Raw genomic sequence first — 20,578 nt, forward strand, 5'->3', positions numbered from 1 at the left:
GGAGAAAGAGACGACCATGCCCCGCAAGCACCCCACGGATGAACTGCACCGACTGACATCCGCCATCCAGGCGCTCAACGTCCGCTGGTCCAGGCAGGCCCTGGCCCTCTGGCAAGGCCTGCCGCCCGAACATGCACCGGACCGGCTGTATGCCGGATTCGAAGCCGTCCTGACCCCGGAAACCATTGCCGGGGCATCGGACATACCGGACGATAAAACACGCACCCGCATCCGCCACGGGTTGATCGATCACTACCTGCAGCGCCAGCTGATGCCCCACGAGACGGAAATGCAGGCCTGGAGCCGTGGTGCGGCGGCCCACGTGGACGGTGAAAAAATATACTTCAGGGACGTCATTCCCTGGTGCCAGAAATCCAGCACCCTGGCCAAACGTCAGCGTCTGCAGCAGGAAACCGGCCCCTTGTGCAAACTGCTTAAGCCCTTTGCCGTCAACTACTGGAAGGTCGTGCTGGACACCCTTACCGCAGAGTTCGACTTCGACAATTACATCGATTACTGCCGCCAGAAAAAGGGCATTGACTACCACCGACTCTACCGGCAGGTGAAAGTCCTCGTCGATCAGACGGACGCTTACTACTTTGCGGCCATGGACGCGTGGAGCCACGCGCGTTTCAACCTGCCCGTGCAGCAGCTCACCCGGTTTGACGCCATCTACCTGCTCAGCCTGGGCCAGTGGGATCGGCTGTGTCCGGTGAATGCGCCCGAAGAGACGCTGGGATTCTTCAGGCACTGGGGGCTGGACCCGGCCCATCATCCCGGTCTTCATCTGGACCTGAGCACATCGGCCGAAAAAAGTGCCCAGGCGATTACCGTCATGGTCCGGATCCCCCGGGAGATCCATATTCTCATGCGGCCCGAAGGAGGGTGGGTCGATGTGGAAACCCTCTGGCACGAACTGGGACACGGGCTGTCGGCCGTTTCCACTGACCCGTCACTTTCTGAAGTGGACCGTGAACTGGCCACGGCCTTCAACCTGTCCGAAACTTACGCCTTCCTGCTGCAGCGCATGGCCCTGAGCCGGCCGGTACTGGAACGGGTCATGGGGCTGCCCGAGGCCACCGTGGCCACCATCGGCTACTACAAGGACCTGAAGGATCTGTCGGTCTTTCGCCGCTACGCCGCCAAATTCATCAGTGAATACGAAATGTTTACCGGCGGCGACCTGACCGACGGCCAACCCTATGCCGACACCATGGCCCGCATCACCGGTTTCTACCACCAGCCGGAAAGTCACCTGTTCGACCTGGTGCCCGAATTCTACTGCGCCGATTACCTCTTGGGGTGGATGGGGGAAGCCGTGCTGGCCGACCACCTGACCGGACGTTTCGGTGAATACGGATGCCTGGATCCCCTGGCCGGAGAATGGCTGAAGTCCCTCTGGCGCCAGGGCAATGCCGCGGACATGTTTGCCTTCTTCGAAACGAACGGACTGGATGAACTCACGGCGGCCCCCCTGCTGCGTCGATGGAGGCGTTTATCGGAGACGCCGGCAGCCTGAGATCAGGGCCGGCACTTTCCGGAGCTGGCTTGAATGCATGTTGTCGACTGGCACCAGTTTGTATTTCAGTCCGGAGCTGTGTATACTGCCCCTGAGCCCCATCAACCAGACGCACGACACGCAGCAACTGCCCCCCGAAGTCCTTTCAGGTCCGTGAGTAAACGGGCCAAAAACGGTGGTATCTACCCGTTTTCCGTTCACCGCCGTGTTGGCGGCCCACGGAAAGATCAAACCATTGGAGGAATGAATGACGAAAAAAATGGCCATGTGGCGCCCCCTGATTATTGTTTTCCTGCTGTTGCCGGGTGCCGGAATGGCGCAGGACTGTTCGACCCTTGATGCATGCATGGCCGACATGCTCGAAACGGCACCGGACAGTGTGACCGTTGGAGAATTGAAACAATATTGCCGGGATTGCGTTAACGCCCACCGGGCCGAAGGGCCGGCGGCTGAACAGGAAGCGGAAAAACCGCCGAGCCCCGTTGAGGTCCGACTGAAAGAAGAGGGGAGAACCAGCCAGGACTGGTTCGTACTGACCCCGCACCGTGCCAACTATCTTTTGCCGGTCGCTTACAACAGCTCCCCCAATGAAGAAGCGCTGGAAGGAACGTCGCTGGAAGATGCAGAGCTGGACAATGTGGAAGTCAAATTCCAGATCAGCGTCAAATATCAGTTGTTTGATAATATCTTTAAGGACAACGGTGATTTATATGTCGCCTACACCAATCAGTCCTACTGGCAGGCCTACAACAGCGACAATTCCAGCCCCTTTCGGGATACGAACCATGAACCCGAAGCCTGGGTGCAGTTCGATACCGACTGGAAATTCTGGGGATTCAAAACCCGGTTGATCGCGATCGGTGCGGCGCATCAGTCCAACGGCCGCGCCGAACCCCTGTCCAGAAGCTGGAACCGGCTGTACGCCAGCATTTTAATCGAAAGAAACCATTTTGTGCTCGGCATCAAACCCTGGTGGCGGGTTCCGGAAGACGACGATGATGACGACAATCCGGACATCGACAAATACATGGGTTACGGAGAGCTTCGGGTGGCATACAAATGGAACGACCACACCTTTTCCATGATGATGCGCAACAACCTGAGGAGTTCCGGCAACAAGGGGGCCGTGGAGTTGGGGTGGAGCTTTCCCCTGTATCGGAAACTCAAAGGGTATGTGCAGTATTTCAACGGGTACGGGCAGAGCATCCTGGACTATGACGATTCAGCCAATACCATCGGCGTCGGATTCGCGCTGTCGGACATTCTTTAAGGCCTTCGCTGCGCAACACACGACGGCCTGACCATCGAAGGCGGAAAATCACGTCGGGGATGACAACCGGGATGGTCACCCCTGAACGGACCGATATTTTCCATCGGCTGCCATTGGCGCTTCCCGTCCCGGAGTCCCGAACCATGGTTGCCACCAGCGCCTCGATCGACTCCCGGCAACGTCCAGTGACCAAGGTACGACGATCATGCACTTCCGTTTGACCAAAATTCACTCCATACGCGTTAAGTTGATCATCAGCCTGATTGCCGTGTCGCTGTTCATCGGCCTGATATCTCTTACAGTGGGCGGGAAACTGCTTTACCAATCGGTGATCGACGAAGCCAACAACCGGGTTCGACAGGATCTGAACGTCGCCCGCCTCATCTATGAGGAGCGGATCAACGCCGTTCGTCTGGCCCTGGAAGTCATCGCATCGAATCACGAATACTCGGGTAAAGGTTCCGCCGCGGGTCTGTTGGCTGTTGCCGAATCGGTCGATCAATTGTCCGACCGGCTGAAGTTGGATTTTTCGGGAATCACCGATGCCCGGGGACAGGTGATATCCGGTTCGGCGACAACGGCCCGTGAAATATCCGCCCCAGGGCCTCTCCATCCGCTGGCAGGCCACACACTGGAAAAGCGGCAGACCGTCACCGGCACACTGGTCATGGATCGCGACCAGCTTATGGCCGAAAGCCCGTCCATGGCCGACCGTGCGGACATCACGATTCGTTCGTCCGGGAAAGCGGACGGCGCACCGGCCCACCGGGAGACGAGCGGGCTGACGGTCGGCGCGGCGGTTCCCATCGTTGTCGACGGCAGCATCGCCGCCGTCCTTTACGGGGGGTTTTTGCTCAACCGTGACACCACGATCGTCGATAAAATCGGAGCGACCGTCTTTAAAAATGAGGTTTACAAAGGCCGGAACGTGGGCACGGCCACTATTTTTTACAAGGATCTGAGGATTGCGACCAGCGTAAAAGATCCGTCGGGAAAGCGGGCGCTGGGGACCCTGGCCTCGCCGCAGGTGGCCCGGCACGTACTGGAGAAAGGAGAAAAATGGACCGACCGCGCCAGGGTGCTCGATGACTGGACCATCACCGCCTATGAGCCCATCGCCGATATTGCCGGAAAACGGGTGGGCATGCTGTATGTGGGCGTACTGGAGGCCAAATATTCAGACATCCGGAGAAGGGCCATCGTCGTTTTCGGCGGCATCACCCTGGCGGGCGTGATCATCGCCATCGCACTGGAGTGGCTGTTTGCCGGACGGATCATGCGTCCGGTGAGCAATCTGATCCGTGCCAGCGCAGAGATATCCAGCGGTAATTTCTCACCTAATATCGGCACCATCTCCAGGGGAGACATCGGTCAGTTGCAGAAAAAATTCCTGATCATGGCCGGGGCCCTGAAAGAGAGGGAGGAGCGCCAGCGGGCCGAGAGCGAGACCCGCCTGATTCAGTCGGAAAAGCAGGCCAGTGTGGGCAAGCTGGCGGCCGGGGTGGCCCACGAAATCAACAACCCGTTGACGGCCGTCCTGACCTTCACCCATCTGATCCTGCGGCGAAAGGATCTGCCAGCCGAGGTCCGGTCCGACCTGGAAACCGTTGCCGCCCAGACCGAGCGGGTCCGGGGGATCGTCAAGAGCCTGCTCGACTTTTCCCGCCAGACGGAGATTTCCACTGAAACCGTGAATATCAACAGCCTGGTCGAAGACAGCGTGGGATTAATGAAAAATCAGGCACTGATCAAAGATGTTCACCTCTCTTTCAAGGGCGAAGCGGGCCTGCCCGCCTTGACCCTGGATCGCAATCAGTTTCAAAGCGTCCTGATCAACATGATCATCAACGCATTGGATGCCACGCCGTCAGCCGGAAAAATCGAAATCCGGACGACCCGGGCCGACCACAACGATGCCCCCGGCGTAGAAATCCGGATTGCCGATAACGGCAGCGGCATCTCACCCGAGCACATGGATCAGTTGTTCGACCCGTTTTTCACCACCAAGGCGGTGGGCAAGGGCACCGGCCTCGGTCTGGCCGTCTCCGCCGGCATCATTCAGCGCCATGGCGGGACCATCAACGTCAGATCCAGGCTTGAATCGGGAACCACTTTTACGATCTGGCTGCCCCGGCAGCAGGTCAAGGCATCGGCGCCCCCCGCCGGAAGCCGGGAGAAATCGTAATGAGAATTCTGGTCGTCGACGACGATGCCATCGTGGTGCAGAGCTGCTGCCGGATTCTGGAGGCCGAGGGCATGGCCATTCAAACGGCGGACAACGTGGAGACGGGGGCGGCGATTCTGGCCGCCGAAAGCTTCGATTTGATGCTGACCGACATCAAGATGCCCGGCCGGGACGGGTTTGAAATGATCCGGCGTGCCAAGAAGATACGGCCTGGAATGCCCATCCTGATGATGACCGGATACCTGACCGCAGATACCATTGAAGCGGGGCGCCATGCCGGTGCGGACAACTGCATCGCCAAACCCTTTACCCCCGAAGAACTGGTTCAAGCCGTGCTGAAGATGGGGTAGCCATGCCCCGGAAAGCAACCATACCCCAGGAAGGAGCCGCAAAATGAAACCAAGCATGTTGATCATCGACGACGACACCGCCGTTCTGACATCATGTCAGCGCATATTCACCGAAGAAGGATTTGCAGTGACCACGACCACCAACCCGGTAGAGGGGCTTGAGCTGGCGAAACACAACGAATACACGGTTATCCTTTGCGACTGGCACATGCCGGAACTCGACGGCATGAATGTCGTGGCACGGCTGGAAACGGATGCACCCGAATCGGCGGTCGTGATGATCAGCGGTTATCCTTCCGTTGGCCGGGCGACGGAAGCCATGAAACGCGGCGCCATGGATTACCTGGCCAAACCGTTCACCCCGGAGGAGATCGCGGCGACCGTCAAAAAGGCGATTGCCGGCAAATTGGACCGGGAGAAAAAGGTAATGGGACGATTTGAGAAAATACTGGGCAAGTTTCCGACCCAGAGCGTGGACGATAAAGTACCCAAAACCATTGCCGAAACCGTGGCCGAAACCGTGGGGGTCGTCAAAGCGACATCGCCGTGGTTCTCCCTGTTTGTGTTGGGGGTGATGGCCGGCGCCTACATCGGATTCGGCGGGCTTTTTTCCGCTTCGGTAACCTTCGACATGCCGGCGGACCTGGGAACGGGTTTGAAGAAGCTGGTCACCGGCGCCACGTTCAGCCTCGGTCTCATGCTGGTGGTCATCGCCGGTGCGGAACTGTTCACCGGCAACACGCTCATGGTCTCCAGCGTCATGACCGGAAGGGTGACCTGGCAGAAGGTCCTGGCCAAATGGGGGCTCGTTTATGCGGCCAATTTCTTAGGTTCGATTCTGCTGGCGCTGCTCTTCTATTACTCCGGGCTCTGGAAAGCGGGGGGCGACGCGCTGGGGGCGGTCGCGGTGAAAACGGCCCACGCCAAGGTCAACCTGCATCTGGGCGAGGCGTTTGTGCGGGCCATCGGCTGTAACTGGATGGTCTGCCTGGCGGTCTGGATGGCATTGGCCGCACGACAGACGGTCAGTAAAATTTTTGCCATATTCTTCCCCATCATGGGATTCGTGGCCATCGGATTCGAGCACTGCGTGGCCAATATGTATTTTATCCCGGCCGGCATCTTCCTCTCCCGATGGGCCGGTCTGGCGCCCGAAGGCGTCGATTTGACCACCCTCACCTGGAGCGCCTTTTTTCTGAAAAACCTTGTCCCGGTTACCATCGGTAACACCATCGGTGGCGTCGTTTTTGTGGGCATGGGCTACTGGGGAGCGTACCTGAGGTCCTCGGAATAATGAATGTGACCGTGCCCCAGAACAAATTCATCATCACCTTCTGCCTGACCGGTTTTCGAGCTGCCATGGGAGACGCCATCCCGGGCACCCGCGGGTTTGACGCATTCAATGCCCTGAAGGACAGGCTGGATGAAATGGCCGGAGCCGCACCTCCCAGCCGCTCATACCGGTTGACCCCCTGATGCAGGCGCCTTGTGGAACCAGGGCCAAGCACGAATGTTCCAATCATACAAGGCCCGTCCTTTAACGGCGCATCGCATGCATTAAAGGGTTGTTTTAACGAGTCTTTTCGGTTAATGTCAGGTGATCTGGTTGATAAGGCCGACCACCTTTCACCCTTGTTTGCCAATCCATTTTCCATACAACCATCACCCAGAGGTCTTGCCCATGAAACGGACTCCAGTCGTCGCAGAACTGTCTGACCGGTTCCCAACAAGGCATTGGTTTCTCAGGACCGCTGCCACGGCGTTAATGTTTTTTCTTGTTTGCGGCTGCGGCAAAAAGGAGGAACCCGCCCCGAAAGAAGTCGTCCGCCCGGTAAAAGTCATCACCGTCAAAGGCGGCGGCGGCGGCACCACCATGACCTATCCCGGAAAAACACGGGCCAACCGGCGGGTGGATCTCTCCTTCAAGGTCCCCGGCCCCTTGGTGGAACTGCCCGTGGAAGAAGGCCAGGAAGTCAAAAAGGGACAGCTGCTCGCCCGCATCCTGCCACGGGATTTCAAGATCACCCTCGACCAGGCCAAGGCCCGGGCCATCGAAGCCGATCGCCAGTACGACCGCTACAAGGAGCTGTATGTGCGCAAACAGGTGTCCAAGGCCGAGTTCGACCGCTACAAGGCCTCCCGCGATGTGGCCGCCGCCCAGTTGGAAGACGCGCAGAATGCCCTGAAAGACACCTACCTGAAAGCACCGTTTGATGGCATCGTGGCCAAGCGCTATGTGGAGAACTTCCAGGAAGTGCAGGCCAAGCAGCCCATCGTTTTCTTTCAGGACCTTTCCAGGATCGAAGTCCTCGTGGATGCACCCGAGACGGTCGTGGCCACGCTCCGGCAGGGTGAAGAAATCGAAGCCACGGCGACGTTTTCGGCGGCGCCCGATAGACAGTTCCCCCTCGAGCTCAAGGAGTTTTCCACCGAGGCCGATCCCCAAACCCAGACCTACCAGGTGGTACTGGTCATGGACCGGCCTGAAGGAATCAACGTGCTGCCCGGCATGACGGCAACGGTAACCGGCAAGCAGGCCGGAATCGGCTGCTCGGCCGCCCGCATCGTCATCCCCGCCATTGCCGTAACGGAGGGTGCAGACCAAAAGCCCTACGTGTGGGTGCTCGAAAGTCAGATGACCGTGAGTAAAAAAGGCGTCCGGGTCGGCGAGATGACCGGATCCGAGGACATTGTCATCCTCGAAGGCCTTTCCGGAGGAGAGAAAATCGTGACCTCCGGGGTCACCAAGCTGAAAGAGGGCATGCAGGTCAGCATATGGAAAGAGTAGATCGCGTCCACCCATAAATGGCCAATCAGCACGATATCTGCGTTGGACGTACGATTTTTTCATCGGCACATCAACCACATGCCTGGGGGACAGCCCGTGATCCAGGCGGGGCGGCACAGATTAACCGCATACCTTGATCTCAGCCCCATTTTCCTGTTTCCGGACAGACACAAGATAAGGATTGCCGGCAATGAATATCGCTGAGTTCTCTATCCGCAAGAATATCGTCACCTGGACCCTGACCGTGGTCTTGCTGCTCCTCGGCTACCTGGCCTACCGGAACCTGAGCCGGCTGGAAGACCCCGAATTCGTCATCAAGGATGCCGTGGTCGTCACGCCATATCCCGGCGCTTCACCCGACGAGGTCGAAAAGGAGGTGACCGAAAAGATCGAAAAGGCGGTTCAGGAACTGGGTCAGCTCCGCCGCATCGAATCCTACTCCTCCCGCGGGTTATCGACCGTCAAGGTCACCATCCAGGACAGCTTCGACAAAACGACCCTGCCCCAGGTGTGGGACGAAATGCGCCGCAAGATTTATGACGTTCAGGGGCAGCTGCCCCCGGGCGCCGGTCCCTCGATCATCAACGACGATTTCGGGGACGTCTACGGCGTCTATTTCGCCCTGACCGGAGACGGATACTCGTATGCCGAACTCAAAGAGGTCGCCGAACTGCTCAAAAGGGAGCTGCTGACGGTTGTGGACGTCAAAAAGGTCGTTTTTTTCGGTGAGCAGACCGAGGCCATCTACGTGGCGATGTCCCGCGAAAAAATGGCGGCCCTGGGAATCACGCGCCAGGAGATCTTCAACGCCCTGAGCGCCAAGAACCTGCCTGTCGATTCGGGTAAAATCAGAATCGGCAGCGAATATATCCCTATCTTTCCCACGGGTATTTTCAAGTCCGCAGAAGATTTCGGGGAGCTGTTCATTGCCAGCCGGGGAGGCAAGCTGATCTACCTGAAGGATGTGGCCGACATCCGGCGTGATTACGTGGATCCGCCGAGGGCCATCCTGCGCTTCAACAGCAAGCCCGCCATCGGGATTGCCATTTCCACGGTGCAGGGCGGCAATGCCGTCACCATGGGCGACGCGGTCAAGGCCCGCATCGGGCAGCTGATGCCCCAGATACCGGTGGGCATGGAGCTGGGTGTGATCGCCATGCAGTCCGATGCCGTCACCGAGGCGGTCAACGGATTCGTGATCAACCTGGTGGAGGCCGTTCTGATCGTCATCGTGGTGCTGCTGTTTTTCATGGGGCTGCGCAGCGGCCTGATCATCGGGTTCATCCTGGTGCTCACCATCGCGGCCACGTTCGTGTTGATGGACTATTACGCCATCGCCCTGGAGCGCATTTCCCTGGGCGCCCTGATCATCGCCCTGGGCATGCTGGTGGACAACGCCATCGTGGTGGTGGACGGCATGAAGGTGCGCATGGAGCAGGGCATGGACGGCATGCAGGCCGCCAAGGAGGTGGTGGGGCAAAATTCGATTCCCCTGCTGGGCGCCACCGCCGTGGCCGTGCTGGCCTTCGCCGCCATCGGCAGCATGCAGAACAGTACCGGGGAATACTGCCGGTCCCTGTACTACGTGATTCTCATATCCTTGTCCCTGAGCTGGCTGACCGCCGTGACCACCACGCCGCTGGCGACCAAACTGTTCGTCCTCAGCAAAAAGGCCGGGGGCAGCAGTGCCGGCAAGGCAGCCGATCCCTATGGCGGCAGATTCTACCAGGTGTATCGCCGGCTTCTCATCACCGCGATCCGGTTTCGCTGGGTGACCATCGCCGTGGTGGCCGGCATGTTCGCCATGGCCATTTTCGGTTTCGGGTATGTGGACAACATGTTTTTTCCGCCGTCCACGCGTCCCCAGATCATGGTGGAATGCCAGTTCCGGGAAGGCAACCACATCCGCGAAACGGAGGCGGGGGTGGCCCGCATGGAGGCCTACCTGAGGGAGTTGGAAGGGGTCACGGACATTGCCTCGGCCATCGGCTCGGGACACTCGCGGTTTCTGCTCACCTATGATGTTCCGGTGGACGCGGGACCTCACTACTGCAGCATTCTTGTGGGGGTGACCGACTTCGAAGTGATCGAGCAGATTTACACCAGGATGCAAAACGACCTGGAACGGATGATGCCGGACGTCACCGTCAATGTGAAGAAGTTCGCCCTGGGACCCGGTGCCGGCGGAAAAATCCAGCTGCGCATCAACGGCCCGGATCCGGTCGTGTTAAGAGGCCTGGCCGACAAGGCCATGGCCATCATGGAGGCCGATCCGGAGACCAAGGCCCTGCGCAGCGAATGGGGCGCACCCGTCAAGGTGGTTCAACCGGTCATTGCCGAAGACCGCGCCCGGCGCCAGGGAATCGACCGCCCCATGATCGCCCAGGCCATCCAGTCCAACTTTTCGGGGACGACGACCGGCGTCTACCGGGAAGGGATCGAACTGATCCCCATCATTGCCCGGGCGCCCGCCGGCGAACGCAGCACCATGGAGAACATGCGTGACATCCAGGTTTACAGCCCCATGGCGAACCGCAACGTCCCCTTGAGCCAGGTGATTGACGGGTTCGAGACGCGTTCGGAAAACGCGCGCATTTCCAGGCGCCAGCGTCGCAGCATGATCAAAATGCACTGCGATGCCCGTACACAGCTGCCTTCCCAGCTGTTCGCCCGCCTGAAACCCAAAATCGAACAGGCCCTGGGTGTGGATACCGAGGCCTACCTGGGCAAAGCGGTCGCCCCGGAACAATACACCGCCGAGACCATCAAGGTGAAGTACGACGACATCATTCCGCTCAAGGACATGCCCGGCTATTTCATGGCCTGGTCCGGGGAGGCCGAAGACAGCGCCGACGCCCAGCGCAAACTGGGAGATTACATTCCCATTTTCTTCGGCCTGATGATCCTGACGGTGATATGCCTGTTCAACGCCTTCCGGCAGCCGCTGATCATCTGGCTGACGGTTCCCCTGTCCCTGATCGGCGTTACCGCCGGTCTGCTGCTGCTCGGCCAGCCGTTCGGTTTCATGGCCCTTTTGGGGCTGATGAGCCTGTCCGGCATGCTGATCAAGAACGCCATCGTGCTCATCGACCAGATCGACCTGGAGATCCGTGATGGCAAGGCGCCCTTTCATGCCGTGGTGGACTCGGGGGTCAGCAGGATGCGGCCGGTCATGCTGGCGGCCCTGACCACCATGATGGGCATGATTCCGCTGTTCCAGGATGCCTTTTTCATCTCCATGGCGGTCACCATTGTCTTCGGCCTGGGATTCGCCAGCCTTCTGACCCTGGTTTTTGTCCCGACGCTGTATACCGCCTTCTTCAAGATTCCCTGCGAACCGGACAATTGAAGATCAGGGCCGGGATATCGTTAACCAACATGCACACAGGAGTTGCGTATGAAACGCCGATTGGCACTCGTTTTGGGATTGATCGGCCTGGCCGTTATCCTCGCTTCCGTCGTCCAGGCAAAAACCGTTCGAATCGGCGTGGTATATGACGGTGACTCGCCGCAATTTCCAGTGATCAGGGATCTTTTTTTCCATGAAATCGACAGTATGACCCGAGGCGCCCATACCGTGGTATTCCCGGCCCATGCGCAGGCCAGCGGGGAATGGAATATGCGGCAGATCAACCGGGCCCTGGATCGGCTGCTGGCGTCCGCCGGCGTGGACATGGTGCTGGTCCTTGGCGGGGCGTCCGCCCATGAAGTCTGCCGGCGCCGCAACTTCAGCAAACCGGTTTTCGCCGCCTATGTGGTGGACGCCAGGCTTCAGGGACTCCCCGTCGAGGCAGGCACCAGTGGCGTGCCGAACCTGAACTATATCAGCATCTTTTCCGATTTCAACCGGGCAATCCAGACCTTTCGGGAGATCACGCCGTTTTCCCGCCTGGCCCTGGTTGCGGACGGCTTCCTGCGCGAGGCCATCCCCCAGCTGAACACCATCGCCCGACGGATGTCCAACGAGTTTACCATGGATGTCACCGTGGTCCCCGTGACCGAATCCGGAGAACAGGCCCTGGCGGACATTCCCGCTGACAGCGATGCCGTGCTGCTTACGCTGATACCCCGTTTGCCCGACGCGGAATTCCGGAAGCTGGTGGCCGGTATCAACCAGCGCCGGCTTCCCAGCTTCTCCTTGAGGGGACGATGCGATGTGGAAAAGGGGGTCCTGGTCAGCACCACCCCCGAGGACACCTTTTTGCACCTGGCCCGCAGCGTGGCCATCAATGTCCAGGAAACCCTTGACGGCACCAATCCCGGCGACCTGTCCACCGCCTTTGCCGTGGGCGAGAAACTGGCCATCAACATGGCTACCGCCCGCGCCATTGGCATCTACCCGAACTGGGGGGTCCTTGCCGAGGCGGACCTGCTGGACGACGCGTCCGCGGTGGATCAACGGCGGCTGAACATCGTCATGGCCATGCAGGAGGCCCTGGCGGCCAACCTTGACCTGGCCGCCGCCAATCGAACGGTGGAAGCCGGCGCGGCCCAGGTGGAGGAAGCACGGTCACCGCTGCTGCCCCAGGTGGGCGTTTCCACCCAGGCCTCGATTATCGATGACGACCGGGCACAGGCCTCTTTCGGAGCCCAGCCCGAGCGCCTGTGGACCGGCTCCCTGCAGGCCACCCAACTGGTCTATTCGGACAAGGCCTGGGCCGGGTATACCATCGAGAGAGAACTGCAGACCTCCCGTGAGCAGGGGCGCGATGCCGTTCGGCTGGACATCGTTCAGGCCGCCGCCAGTGCCTACCTCAACGTGCTGCGCGCCAGGAGCATCGAACGGATTCAGAAAGAGAACCTGAAGCTGACCCGTGAGAACCTGGAACGGGCGCGCATCCGCGTGGACATCGGCGCCGGCGGCCCCGAGGAGGTGTATCGCTGGGAAAGCCAGATTGCCGACAGCCGGCGAAACGTCCTGACGGCCCAGTCCATCGCCCTGGACACCATCAGCGCAATGAATAATATTCTCAATCGCCCCCTCAGGGAGATGTTTGCCCCCGAGGAGGCCGACTACCGCGACCCCATGAGCATTCTGCCGGATCACCGGCTGACGGATTACATGAACAACCCCATGGAAATTCGGATCCTGAGGGACTTTCTGGTGGCGGAAGGGCTCGCGGCATCACCGGAGCTGAAGCAGATCGAGGCGGCCATGGCAGCTCAGGAGCGCAGCATCACCCTGGCAAAAAGAGAATTCTGGGTGCCTACGGTGTCCCTTTTTGGGGATGTCACCGAAAGGTTCTCCGAAGGGGGTGAGGGATCTGCCCCCCCATCCATCGGCAGTCTCCAGCTGTCAGGCAAAAACGATACGGACTGGACGGCCGGCGTCCAGGCGTCCCTGCCCCTGTACACCGGAGGCGGCAGGCGCGCCGCGCTCAGTCGGTCACGGGAAGAACTGTCGAAGCTCCGCTATGACCGGGACAATATCGCCAACCGCATCGAGGCACGCATTCTCAACGCGGTTCACCTGATCCGGGCCTCCTACCCCGGCATCCGGCTCTCTAAAGACGCCGCCGATGCGGCCGGTCGCAATCTGACCCTGGTGACCGATTCCTATGTTCGCGGCATCAAATCCATCATCGACCTGATTGACGCCCAGAACCAGGCCCTGGTGGCCAACCAGCAGGCCGCCAATGCCGTTTACGATTTTCTCATCGACCTCATGGCCGTGCAACGCAGTACCGGCAGCTTCTTTCTCTTTGCCCCGGAAAAAGAACTGGATGCGTGGATGGATCGGTTGAATCAATATGTAAGCGATGAGGAAAAGATGGCCAGACAGGGCTGACGGTCCCGCATGCATCCGACGCCTTCCCCGCGCCCATTTCATGAGGGGCGGCAAGCCTGCATGTGGCGGGACCGATCGACAGCGTTGAATCAGCGGCGCCTGCCGCCCCCGCCCCGGCCAGCTCCGCTGCGGCTCGGCTGGCGCTGGCGGGATCGCTGATACTGCTGGGTCCGCTGCTGGCCCCGGCTCCGGGAATTGGCATCACGCTGAAGGTTGCGCTGCCGGTCATTCTGCACACTGCCTGCCGGCTGCCGGGCGGGCTGAACGGCCGGCCCGGATAGTTGCGTGGCCGGGCGGTCCGGCGATCCGGCGGTCCTGTCTCCGCCGGGTCGTGTCCACTGGGTTCCCTGGCGCTGCTCCCACCCGCTGCCGGTGCGGCGAAAAATATTGCCCTCCCTGTCGGTATACACGTTGTTGGGCAGGTTGGCCGGCCGCCCCGCGGGGCGCGTGCCTTTCACCTCCCGGGTGGCCGGGCGGGACCGATCGCCACCCTCGCGGCCGGGCACCCGGTCATACAGGCTGCCACCGCTGGGAAGATTTACGGGACGGCCGCCGGACGGTCCGCCCCCACCGGGTGGTCGCTCCCCCGGTGGTTTGGCGATGGGATGCGTAGGCTCGGGCGGCCGGTGTGGCGGAGGACGGTGGTGCGGGGGCCGGTAGTAGGGGGGACGGTATCGGGGCGGCCCCCACCAGCCGCGGTAATACGGGACCCCCCAGCCGTAGCCGAAATAAAAGGTGAACGGCCCGTTGGAAAAAGCGACCCCGAAACTCCAGCCGTAGTAGGAGCTGTATCTTACGCTGTAGCCCCATGTCACCGGCCGCGGGTAGTAGTCGTGGCGATACCAGGGGTGATACCGGTAACCCGTTCCGTACACCACGACCCCGTGATGAACGTAACAGCCGGTGTATCCGGGCGTGTAACCCACATAAACCACTTCGGGCGTGGAATCATACACATAGACATATTTGACGTGGTAAACGGGGCTGGACGGCGGAATCTCCTGAACCGAAGCCGGAACGCTGTCTGCAACGGTCCAGGGGCCCCTGGGGGCTGCCGACACATACCACACGCCATTGTCCACGGCGTAGTACGTCCCCGCCACCCGTATCACCGGAGTGGCCGTGTTCACGGCATAGTCGATTCTCGTCCCCTTGATGCCTTCAAATTCGGGGGCACCATCGTAGACCACCTCGAGGGCCGCCTCCGACCGTATGACAACCGTGGTTTCCGGCACCTGGGCATCGAGCACGGCCTCCCTGGCTTCGACGGTACCGGGAATGCTGGCTCGCAGGTCCCCTTTTTGCGAGTCAGCCGGAATCTGTGCAAAGCTTTTCGGCAGACGGCTCGGCAGTACATGGGACCAGGGGCCGGCCAGTTTCCCGGCCCGGTACCAGCGGCCGGATATCAGCAGAAAATAACGGCCGGTATCCACCTCGTAGACGATATCGCTGGTGGTGTTTTCCACAAACATCAGGTCGTTGCCGGGAAACGGGGTCATCCGGGGCGGCCCGTCGGTGGATATGAGCTCGGTGGGTTCCGTGGCGCCGATAACCTCCAGATCGGAAGCGATGCCGGGCAACGCCCCCCCGTCCGGTCGCTCCGGCCGGATACCGGCCACCGCTTCCGGCGGATCGGCAGCCTGCTCCCATTGGTCAGTGACGGCGCTGGCCCGATACCAGGTGTCATCGCCCATGAGGTAATAGGATTTATCGGCCGGGCTGAAAACCATGGGAAAAGGCGTGTTGACCACCGCCATCAGCGTTGAATTGTCGATGGGCTGAAGAATCGGCTGCCCGTCGAGCGTAACCAGTATCGCCGGGTGCTGGACGTGGATGATCCTCGGTGGCCGGTTCTCCAGCCGCCCTTCCACGACCTTGCGCTGTTCAGCCACTTCGAGGCCGGCAAGGAGCCGGTCGAGGGACATGGGCAAATTCCACTGCGGTACACGGGCTTTCAAAATCCCGGCAAAGGCGGCCGCCTCTTCATCCGTGGCGTTGGGAAACCGCGAACGGACGGTTTCCAGGGATACCAGCCTGACGATGCGCGCATCCCGGTCGGTCTCCACGCGGGCCTTTGTCCAGACAGCGCCGAATACGGGCTCCGCCATTTTGGGGGTCTGGACCGATGCCGCAAACCGCGACGCCAAGCGGTCTCCTTCAAATTTTTCGATCTGGGGCTGATAAATGACAATCGTCCCTTCGGGGACCTTGATCTCCCGGGGCCACCCCGGCTCATCCCCCACGCCGAGGTCGGCCGAACGGGCGGGCAACGGGGAAAATGCCAGAAAAAGAATAAAAACAAGTCCCGGGAATGTGACCCATTTCAGACGCAACATGATTCTCCTGCCGTGAACAGTTCAGGTTGTGAGGTTGTTCCCAGGGCAACCGGACCGGACGGGGAAACCACCGAAAGGTTTGAAGGATACCCGCCCGTCTCCGGCATGGATATGGTCATTTGGGGATTTCCCGGGGGTCGGTCATGTTCTCCGGCCGCAGCATGTCGTCCAGGCGCTCCTGGGTCAGCCAGCCCTTTTCCAGCACCAGGTGGTAGACGCTGCCCCCGGTTTTCAGCGCCTCCTTGGCGATGGCGGCGGATTTCTCATAGCCGATCACCGGAACCAGGGCGGTGACCAGGCCGATGGAATTCTCAACGTAACTGCGGCAGACCTCGCGGTTGGCCTCGATGCCTGCGATGCAGCGGCTGGTCAGGGTGATGCAGGCGTTTTTTAAAATCAGCATGCCGTGCAGCAGGTCGTAGGCGATGATGGGCTCGGCCATGCACAACTCCAGTTCGCTGGCCTCGGCGGCCATGGAGACCACGGCATCGTAGCCGATCACCTGGTAGCAGACCTGGTTGACCAATTCGGGAATCACCGGGTTGACCTTGCCCGGCATGATCGACGACCCCGGCTGCATGGCCGGCAGGTTGATCTCGTTCAACCCGCATCGCGGGCCGGAAGACATCCAGCGCAGGTCGTTGCAGATCTTGGATATCTGCACCGCCGCCCGCTTCATGGTGGCCGACATCTGGGCAAAGGCCCCGGCGTTCTGGGTGGCCTCCACCAGGTTGCGGGCCCGGCGCAACGCGAAGCCGCTGACCTCGGACAATTTAAGCGTCACCCGGTCTGCGTATCCGGGCGGGCTGTTGATGCCGGTACCGATGGCCGTGGCGCCCATGTTGATGTTGTGAAATTCGTCCTCGGTGCGCTTGAGGGCCTCGGCGGCGCTCTCGATCATGACCGCATAGGCCGAAAACTCCTGGCCAAGGGTCATGGGCACCGCATCCTGGTTTTCCGTGCGCCCCATCTTGAGCACATCGGCAAACGCCTCCGCCTTGGTCTCCAGGGCCACCTTCAGTTCGTCCATGGCGCCCAGCAGATCCTTGAGTGACAGCAGCACGGCCAGCTTGATCGCCGTTGGATAGGCATCGTTGGTGGACTGGCTGCAGTTGACGTGGTCGTTGGGATGCAGGTGCTCGTATGCCCCCTTCCAGTATCCCATGATCTCCAGCCCGCGGTTGGCGATCACCTCGTTGGCCATCATGTTGGTGGAGGTGCCGGCGCCGCCCTGGAACATGTCCACGGTGAACTGGTCGTGCAGCCGGCCGTCCAGCAGTTCATCGCATGCCTCGCAGATGGCCTTCATTCTGGCGTCGTCCAGCACCCCCAGTTCACAGTTGGCCTGGGCCGCTGCCTTCTTGACAAAAGCGAGGGCTTCGATCATGTGCTCGAAATTCTTGACGAACACACCGGAGATGGCAAAGTTTTCCATGGCCCGCAGGGTCTGCACCCCGTAATAGACCTCGTCGGGCAGTTCTCTTTCCCCCAGTGAATCGTGCTCGGTCCGAAAATCGCCGATCAGCTGCGCCGGCCCGGCCCCGGTGACCCGTTCGGCGGCCATGCGCAGCCGGTCGCTGATTCCCGCGGCCACCCGGGCGACGATGCGATAGAACTGGTCCGGCTTTTCCTCCCGAAAGGCGGCCAGGGCCGCCTGGGAGATCTGCCAGACCGTGGCCCCGTTTCGGGTAAAGGCTCCTGTGGCATGGGCCTCATCCTCCAGAAAAGCACCTTCCGATATCAGGGCACCGGGGGTCAGAACGGCCAGATGCCGGGTGGAACCGTGCAGGCCACGAACGATGGTCACGTCGCCATCGACGACCAGCCCGGCCCACTGCCGGGGGGTGGATTCGTGAAACAGCCAGTCCTCGGCCGCATAGATCACCTGCTCGCCGCGTTTAAAAAAATCTTCCAGGTCGGTGCGGGCCACACCCATTTTTTTGGATGCTCTCTTCAATACCTCGTTGAGTCTGATCATGGGATCGACCTCCTTTTAAGCTAAAGAATGATCGGGGCAATCATAAACCCGATCACCACGGACAGGGCGATGGCCGTGACGCCCGGGATCAGGAAGGGGTGATCGAATACATACCTGCCGATGCGCGTTGACCCGGTGTCGTCAAATTCCACCGCCGCCAGCAGGGTCGGATAGGTGGGCAGCACGAACAGGGATCCCACCGCACCGAAGGAGGCGATGGCGGCCACCGGGCTGATGCCCAGGGCCAGGGCCGCCGGCATCAGGGCCCGCGTGGTGGCCGCCTGGGAATAGAGCAGCATGGCGGCAAAAAAGAGCACCACCGCCAGCAGCCAGGGTTTGGCCTCCAGCAGGGAACCGGCGAAAACGTTGATCTCCTCGATGTGGGCGGAAACGAAAGTGGTGCCCAGCCAGGCCACGCCCAGGACACAGACGCAGGCGCTCATTCCGGACTTGAAGGTGGCGGCATTGAGGACGTCGCTGGTGTTGATCCTGCAGACCAAGGCGATGAAGGAGGCCACGGTGAGCATGATGGTCATGATGGCATGATCTCTTGGCAGCACCGGATCTTTGATCAGCCCGACGTTGCCGCTGATGGCGGTGGCGTAGGAAACCACAGCGATCAACCCCATCAGGAAAATCAGGACGGACATTCTGGCGCCGGGCTTCATTTCCCCCTGCCGGGAGTCGGATGATGTCGAGACCAGGCCCCTGGCCAGTCGATCCTGGTAGACCGGGTCGTCTTTGAGTTCCTTTCCCAGGAAATTGGTGACCACGGCGGCCATCATGACGGCCTGAAACGTGCTGGGGATGCTGATCAGCAGCAACTGGACGTAGCTGACCCCGACCTTTTCCAGTTCACTGGCGAAAAAAATCACCGCCGCCGATATGGGCGATGCGGTAATGGCGATCTGGGACGCCACTGTGGCAATGGCCAGCGGCCGGGACGGACGCACGCCGGTCTCCTTGGCCACCTCGGCAATCACCGGCAGGGTGGAGAACGCCGTCAGCCCGGTCCCGGCAAACATGGTCATGGTATAGGTCACCACCGGTGCCATGAAGGTGATATACTTGGGATTGCTGCGAAGCACCTTTTCTGCCAGCTGGACCATGAAATCCAGCCCGCCGGCCACCTGCATGGCTGCAATGGCGGCAATCACCGACATGATGATCAGAATGACATCTACCGGGATGCTGCCCGGTTTGATGCCGAAAACAAAGGCCAGCACCAGTACGCCGAAGCCGCCGGCAAACCCGATGCCGATGCTCCCCAGGCGCGCGCCCAGCCAGATAAAAAGCAATACGACCAACAATTCGACAAGCCACATATGACAAGCCTCCTGTCTGGTTATGCCTGGATGGCGCCGTCAGGGCAGTTGATAGGAACCGGACAGGTTTTCGGTATGGCCCGTGAACCGGTTCTCGGTCCGATTGCGAAACACCGATGTCCAGGTGAACGTCAGCCCCCCGGTCAGCCCCTTGAGCCGGCCGGCACCGCCCACGAACGTGCCGTTTACACGGACGCCTTCCTCGACCAGCCGTCCTTCGAGTATACTGTATGCCGCATCTTCTCCCCCCGGCGTTCGCCAGACGCATCGGGTGGCAGTGCCGGTTCCGGCATCCCACAACCCGGTGCACTCCGACCACAGGTCGGCAACCGTGCCGATCTCGTTCTTCAGGTTCACGTGGCCGGACAACCTGAAGGTGAGCACTTCCCTGCCCTCCGCGAAATCAAGGGTCCGATACGTTCCGCTGACGATCCAGGAGCCTGAAAAGGTTCCCGCCTCTTCTGCAAGCGCCCGCCCCGCCGCCAACATCACAAGTAAAAACAAGAGGATCACCCCCGGCCAGATATAGACAGGATTTTTTTCGGCAGACATGCATTCTCCTTTCCGGCACAACCATGTATGTCCGTCACATGGATGTGTGAAAAAAATCGGATTACATTGAAGAGGAACTGAGTTGGTGGAACGCCGCGGTGGATAGATGCTTGAAAAAAACGGCCCAAGTGTACAACATATTTTCCTGTGGGTCCATAAAAAGATCCTTTGTGGGTGCACCCGCACCATTGACATCCGATGAGAAAACGAGCTTGTACAGAGGAGGCTTTTATTCTCACTCTATCGAGAAGCAACTGTAAAACAGGGGGTCGACCCGGACGAGGCAATGTATTCTCTTCTTCTCATGCGCTTTAAACTCAAAGCGGCGCATGCCCCAAGGATGAGAGCTTGACGCGGTGCGCGTCCGCTTCGAAAGCCGGTGACGGCAAAAAGAGCCGTTGAATCCACCGGCCGCAGGATCCCGGCGGAAGCGTTGGCGACATTCAGGCGGGAATGAAGAAACATTCATGGAACGCACGGCCGGTCA

At 60.3% G+C, this 20,578-nt stretch carries 13 protein-coding genes; 9 read left to right on the forward strand and 4 right to left on the reverse strand.

The annotated features are described in order from the left end of the window. Positions 1–16: 16 nt before the first annotated feature. From DSCA_RS16685 to DSCA_RS16725, 9 genes are all read left to right on the forward strand, one after another. Entirely contained in the window at positions 17–1,519 is a 1,503-nt protein-coding gene (locus tag DSCA_RS16685; RefSeq protein WP_155317501.1) for a hypothetical protein, read from the forward strand. Positions 1,520–1,766: 247 nt separating this feature from the next. Next, on the forward strand, positions 1,767–2,789 hold the full coding sequence (locus DSCA_RS16690; protein WP_231716200.1) for a phospholipase A: 1,023 nt from the start codon (positions 1,767–1,769) through the stop codon (positions 2,787–2,789). 205 nt (positions 2,790–2,994) lie between these two features. Next, on the forward strand, positions 2,995–4,974 hold the full coding sequence (locus DSCA_RS16695) for a sensor histidine kinase (RefSeq protein ID WP_231716201.1): 1,980 nt from the start codon (positions 2,995–2,997) through the stop codon (positions 4,972–4,974). Next, positions 4,974–5,324, forward strand: coding sequence for a response regulator (locus DSCA_RS16700; RefSeq protein WP_155317502.1), 351 nt, complete (start codon positions 4,974–4,976; stop codon positions 5,322–5,324). The genes DSCA_RS16695 and DSCA_RS16700 overlap by 1 nt, the downstream gene beginning before the upstream one ends. Before the next feature lie 43 nt (positions 5,325–5,367). Beyond that, entirely contained in the window at positions 5,368–6,618 is a 1,251-nt protein-coding gene (locus tag DSCA_RS16705; RefSeq protein WP_155317503.1) for a formate/nitrite family transporter, read from the forward strand. Further along, the gene (locus DSCA_RS16710) at positions 6,618–6,800 is read left to right on the forward strand and encodes a hypothetical protein (protein ID WP_155317504.1); all 183 of its coding nucleotides are present in this window, start codon (positions 6,618–6,620) and stop codon (positions 6,798–6,800) included. The genes DSCA_RS16705 and DSCA_RS16710 overlap by 1 nt, the downstream gene beginning before the upstream one ends. Positions 6,801–7,089: 289 nt before the next feature. Continuing rightward, positions 7,090–8,112, forward strand: coding sequence for an efflux RND transporter periplasmic adaptor subunit (locus DSCA_RS16715; protein WP_167527821.1), 1,023 nt, complete (start codon positions 7,090–7,092; stop codon positions 8,110–8,112). Positions 8,113–8,302: 190 nt separating this feature from the next. Then, entirely contained in the window at positions 8,303–11,461 is a 3,159-nt protein-coding gene (locus tag DSCA_RS16720; protein ID WP_155317506.1) for an efflux RND transporter permease subunit, read from the forward strand. A gap of 48 nt (positions 11,462–11,509) precedes the next feature. Continuing rightward, positions 11,510–13,900, forward strand: coding sequence for a TolC family protein (locus DSCA_RS16725; protein ID WP_155317507.1), 2,391 nt, complete (start codon positions 11,510–11,512; stop codon positions 13,898–13,900). A gap of 89 nt (positions 13,901–13,989) precedes the next feature. Here the strand turns inward: DSCA_RS16725 and DSCA_RS16730 are convergent, their stop codons facing one another. From DSCA_RS16730 to DSCA_RS16745, 4 genes are all read right to left on the reverse strand, one after another. After that, positions 13,990–16,236: a carbohydrate-binding family V/XII gene (locus DSCA_RS16730; protein ID WP_155317508.1), complete on the reverse strand. Its 2,247-nt coding sequence runs from the start codon at positions 16,234–16,236 to the stop codon at positions 13,990–13,992. Between the two features lie 115 nt (positions 16,237–16,351). Next, complete coding sequence (gene aspA, locus DSCA_RS16735; RefSeq protein ID WP_155317509.1) at positions 16,352–18,214, reverse strand: aspartate ammonia-lyase; 1,863 nt, start codon at positions 18,212–18,214, stop codon at positions 16,352–16,354. A gap of 20 nt (positions 18,215–18,234) precedes the next feature. Continuing rightward, positions 18,235–19,539 carry an anaerobic C4-dicarboxylate transporter gene (locus DSCA_RS16740; protein WP_155317510.1) on the reverse strand — a complete coding sequence of 435 codons (1,305 nt, stop codon included), beginning with the start codon at positions 19,537–19,539 and terminating at the stop codon, positions 18,235–18,237. Between the two features lie 39 nt (positions 19,540–19,578). Next, on the reverse strand, positions 19,579–20,091 hold the full coding sequence (locus tag DSCA_RS16745) for a hypothetical protein (protein ID WP_155317511.1): 513 nt from the start codon (positions 20,089–20,091) through the stop codon (positions 19,579–19,581). Between the last annotated feature and the right edge of the window lie 487 nt (positions 20,092–20,578).

This window comes from Desulfosarcina alkanivorans (assembly GCF_009688945.1).
GTDB classification, from domain to species: Bacteria; Desulfobacterota; Desulfobacteria; order Desulfobacterales; family Desulfosarcinaceae; genus Desulfosarcina; species Desulfosarcina alkanivorans.

Bases quoted from the DNA above. Each gene is read 5' to 3' on its own strand.
- DSCA_RS16690 (WP_231716200.1), top strand. From the start codon at position 1,767: ATGACGAAAAAAATGGCCATGTGGCGCCCCCTGATTATTGTTTTCCTG.
- DSCA_RS16685 (WP_155317501.1), top strand. From the start codon at position 17: ATGCCCCGCAAGCACCCCACGGATGAACTGCACCGACTGACATCCGCC.
- DSCA_RS16725 (WP_155317507.1), top strand. From the start codon at position 11,510: ATGAAACGCCGATTGGCACTCGTTTTGGGATTGATCGGCCTGGCCGTT.
- DSCA_RS16705 (WP_155317503.1), top strand. From the start codon at position 5,368: ATGAAACCAAGCATGTTGATCATCGACGACGACACCGCCGTTCTGACA.
- DSCA_RS16745 (WP_155317511.1), bottom strand. From the start codon at position 20,091: ATGTCTGCCGAAAAAAATCCTGTCTATATCTGGCCGGGGGTGATCCTC.
- DSCA_RS16700 (WP_155317502.1), top strand. From the start codon at position 4,974: ATGAGAATTCTGGTCGTCGACGACGATGCCATCGTGGTGCAGAGCTGC.
- DSCA_RS16720 (WP_155317506.1), top strand. From the start codon at position 8,303: ATGAATATCGCTGAGTTCTCTATCCGCAAGAATATCGTCACCTGGACC.
- DSCA_RS16695 (WP_231716201.1), top strand. From the start codon at position 2,995: ATGCACTTCCGTTTGACCAAAATTCACTCCATACGCGTTAAGTTGATC.
- DSCA_RS16715 (WP_167527821.1), top strand. From the start codon at position 7,090: ATGTTTTTTCTTGTTTGCGGCTGCGGCAAAAAGGAGGAACCCGCCCCG.
- DSCA_RS16710 (WP_155317504.1), top strand. From the start codon at position 6,618: ATGAATGTGACCGTGCCCCAGAACAAATTCATCATCACCTTCTGCCTG.
- aspA (WP_155317509.1), bottom strand. From the start codon at position 18,214: ATGATCAGACTCAACGAGGTATTGAAGAGAGCATCCAAAAAAATGGGT.
- DSCA_RS16740 (WP_155317510.1), bottom strand. From the start codon at position 19,539: ATGTGGCTTGTCGAATTGTTGGTCGTATTGCTTTTTATCTGGCTGGGC.
- DSCA_RS16730 (WP_155317508.1), bottom strand. From the start codon at position 16,236: ATGTTGCGTCTGAAATGGGTCACATTCCCGGGACTTGTTTTTATTCTT.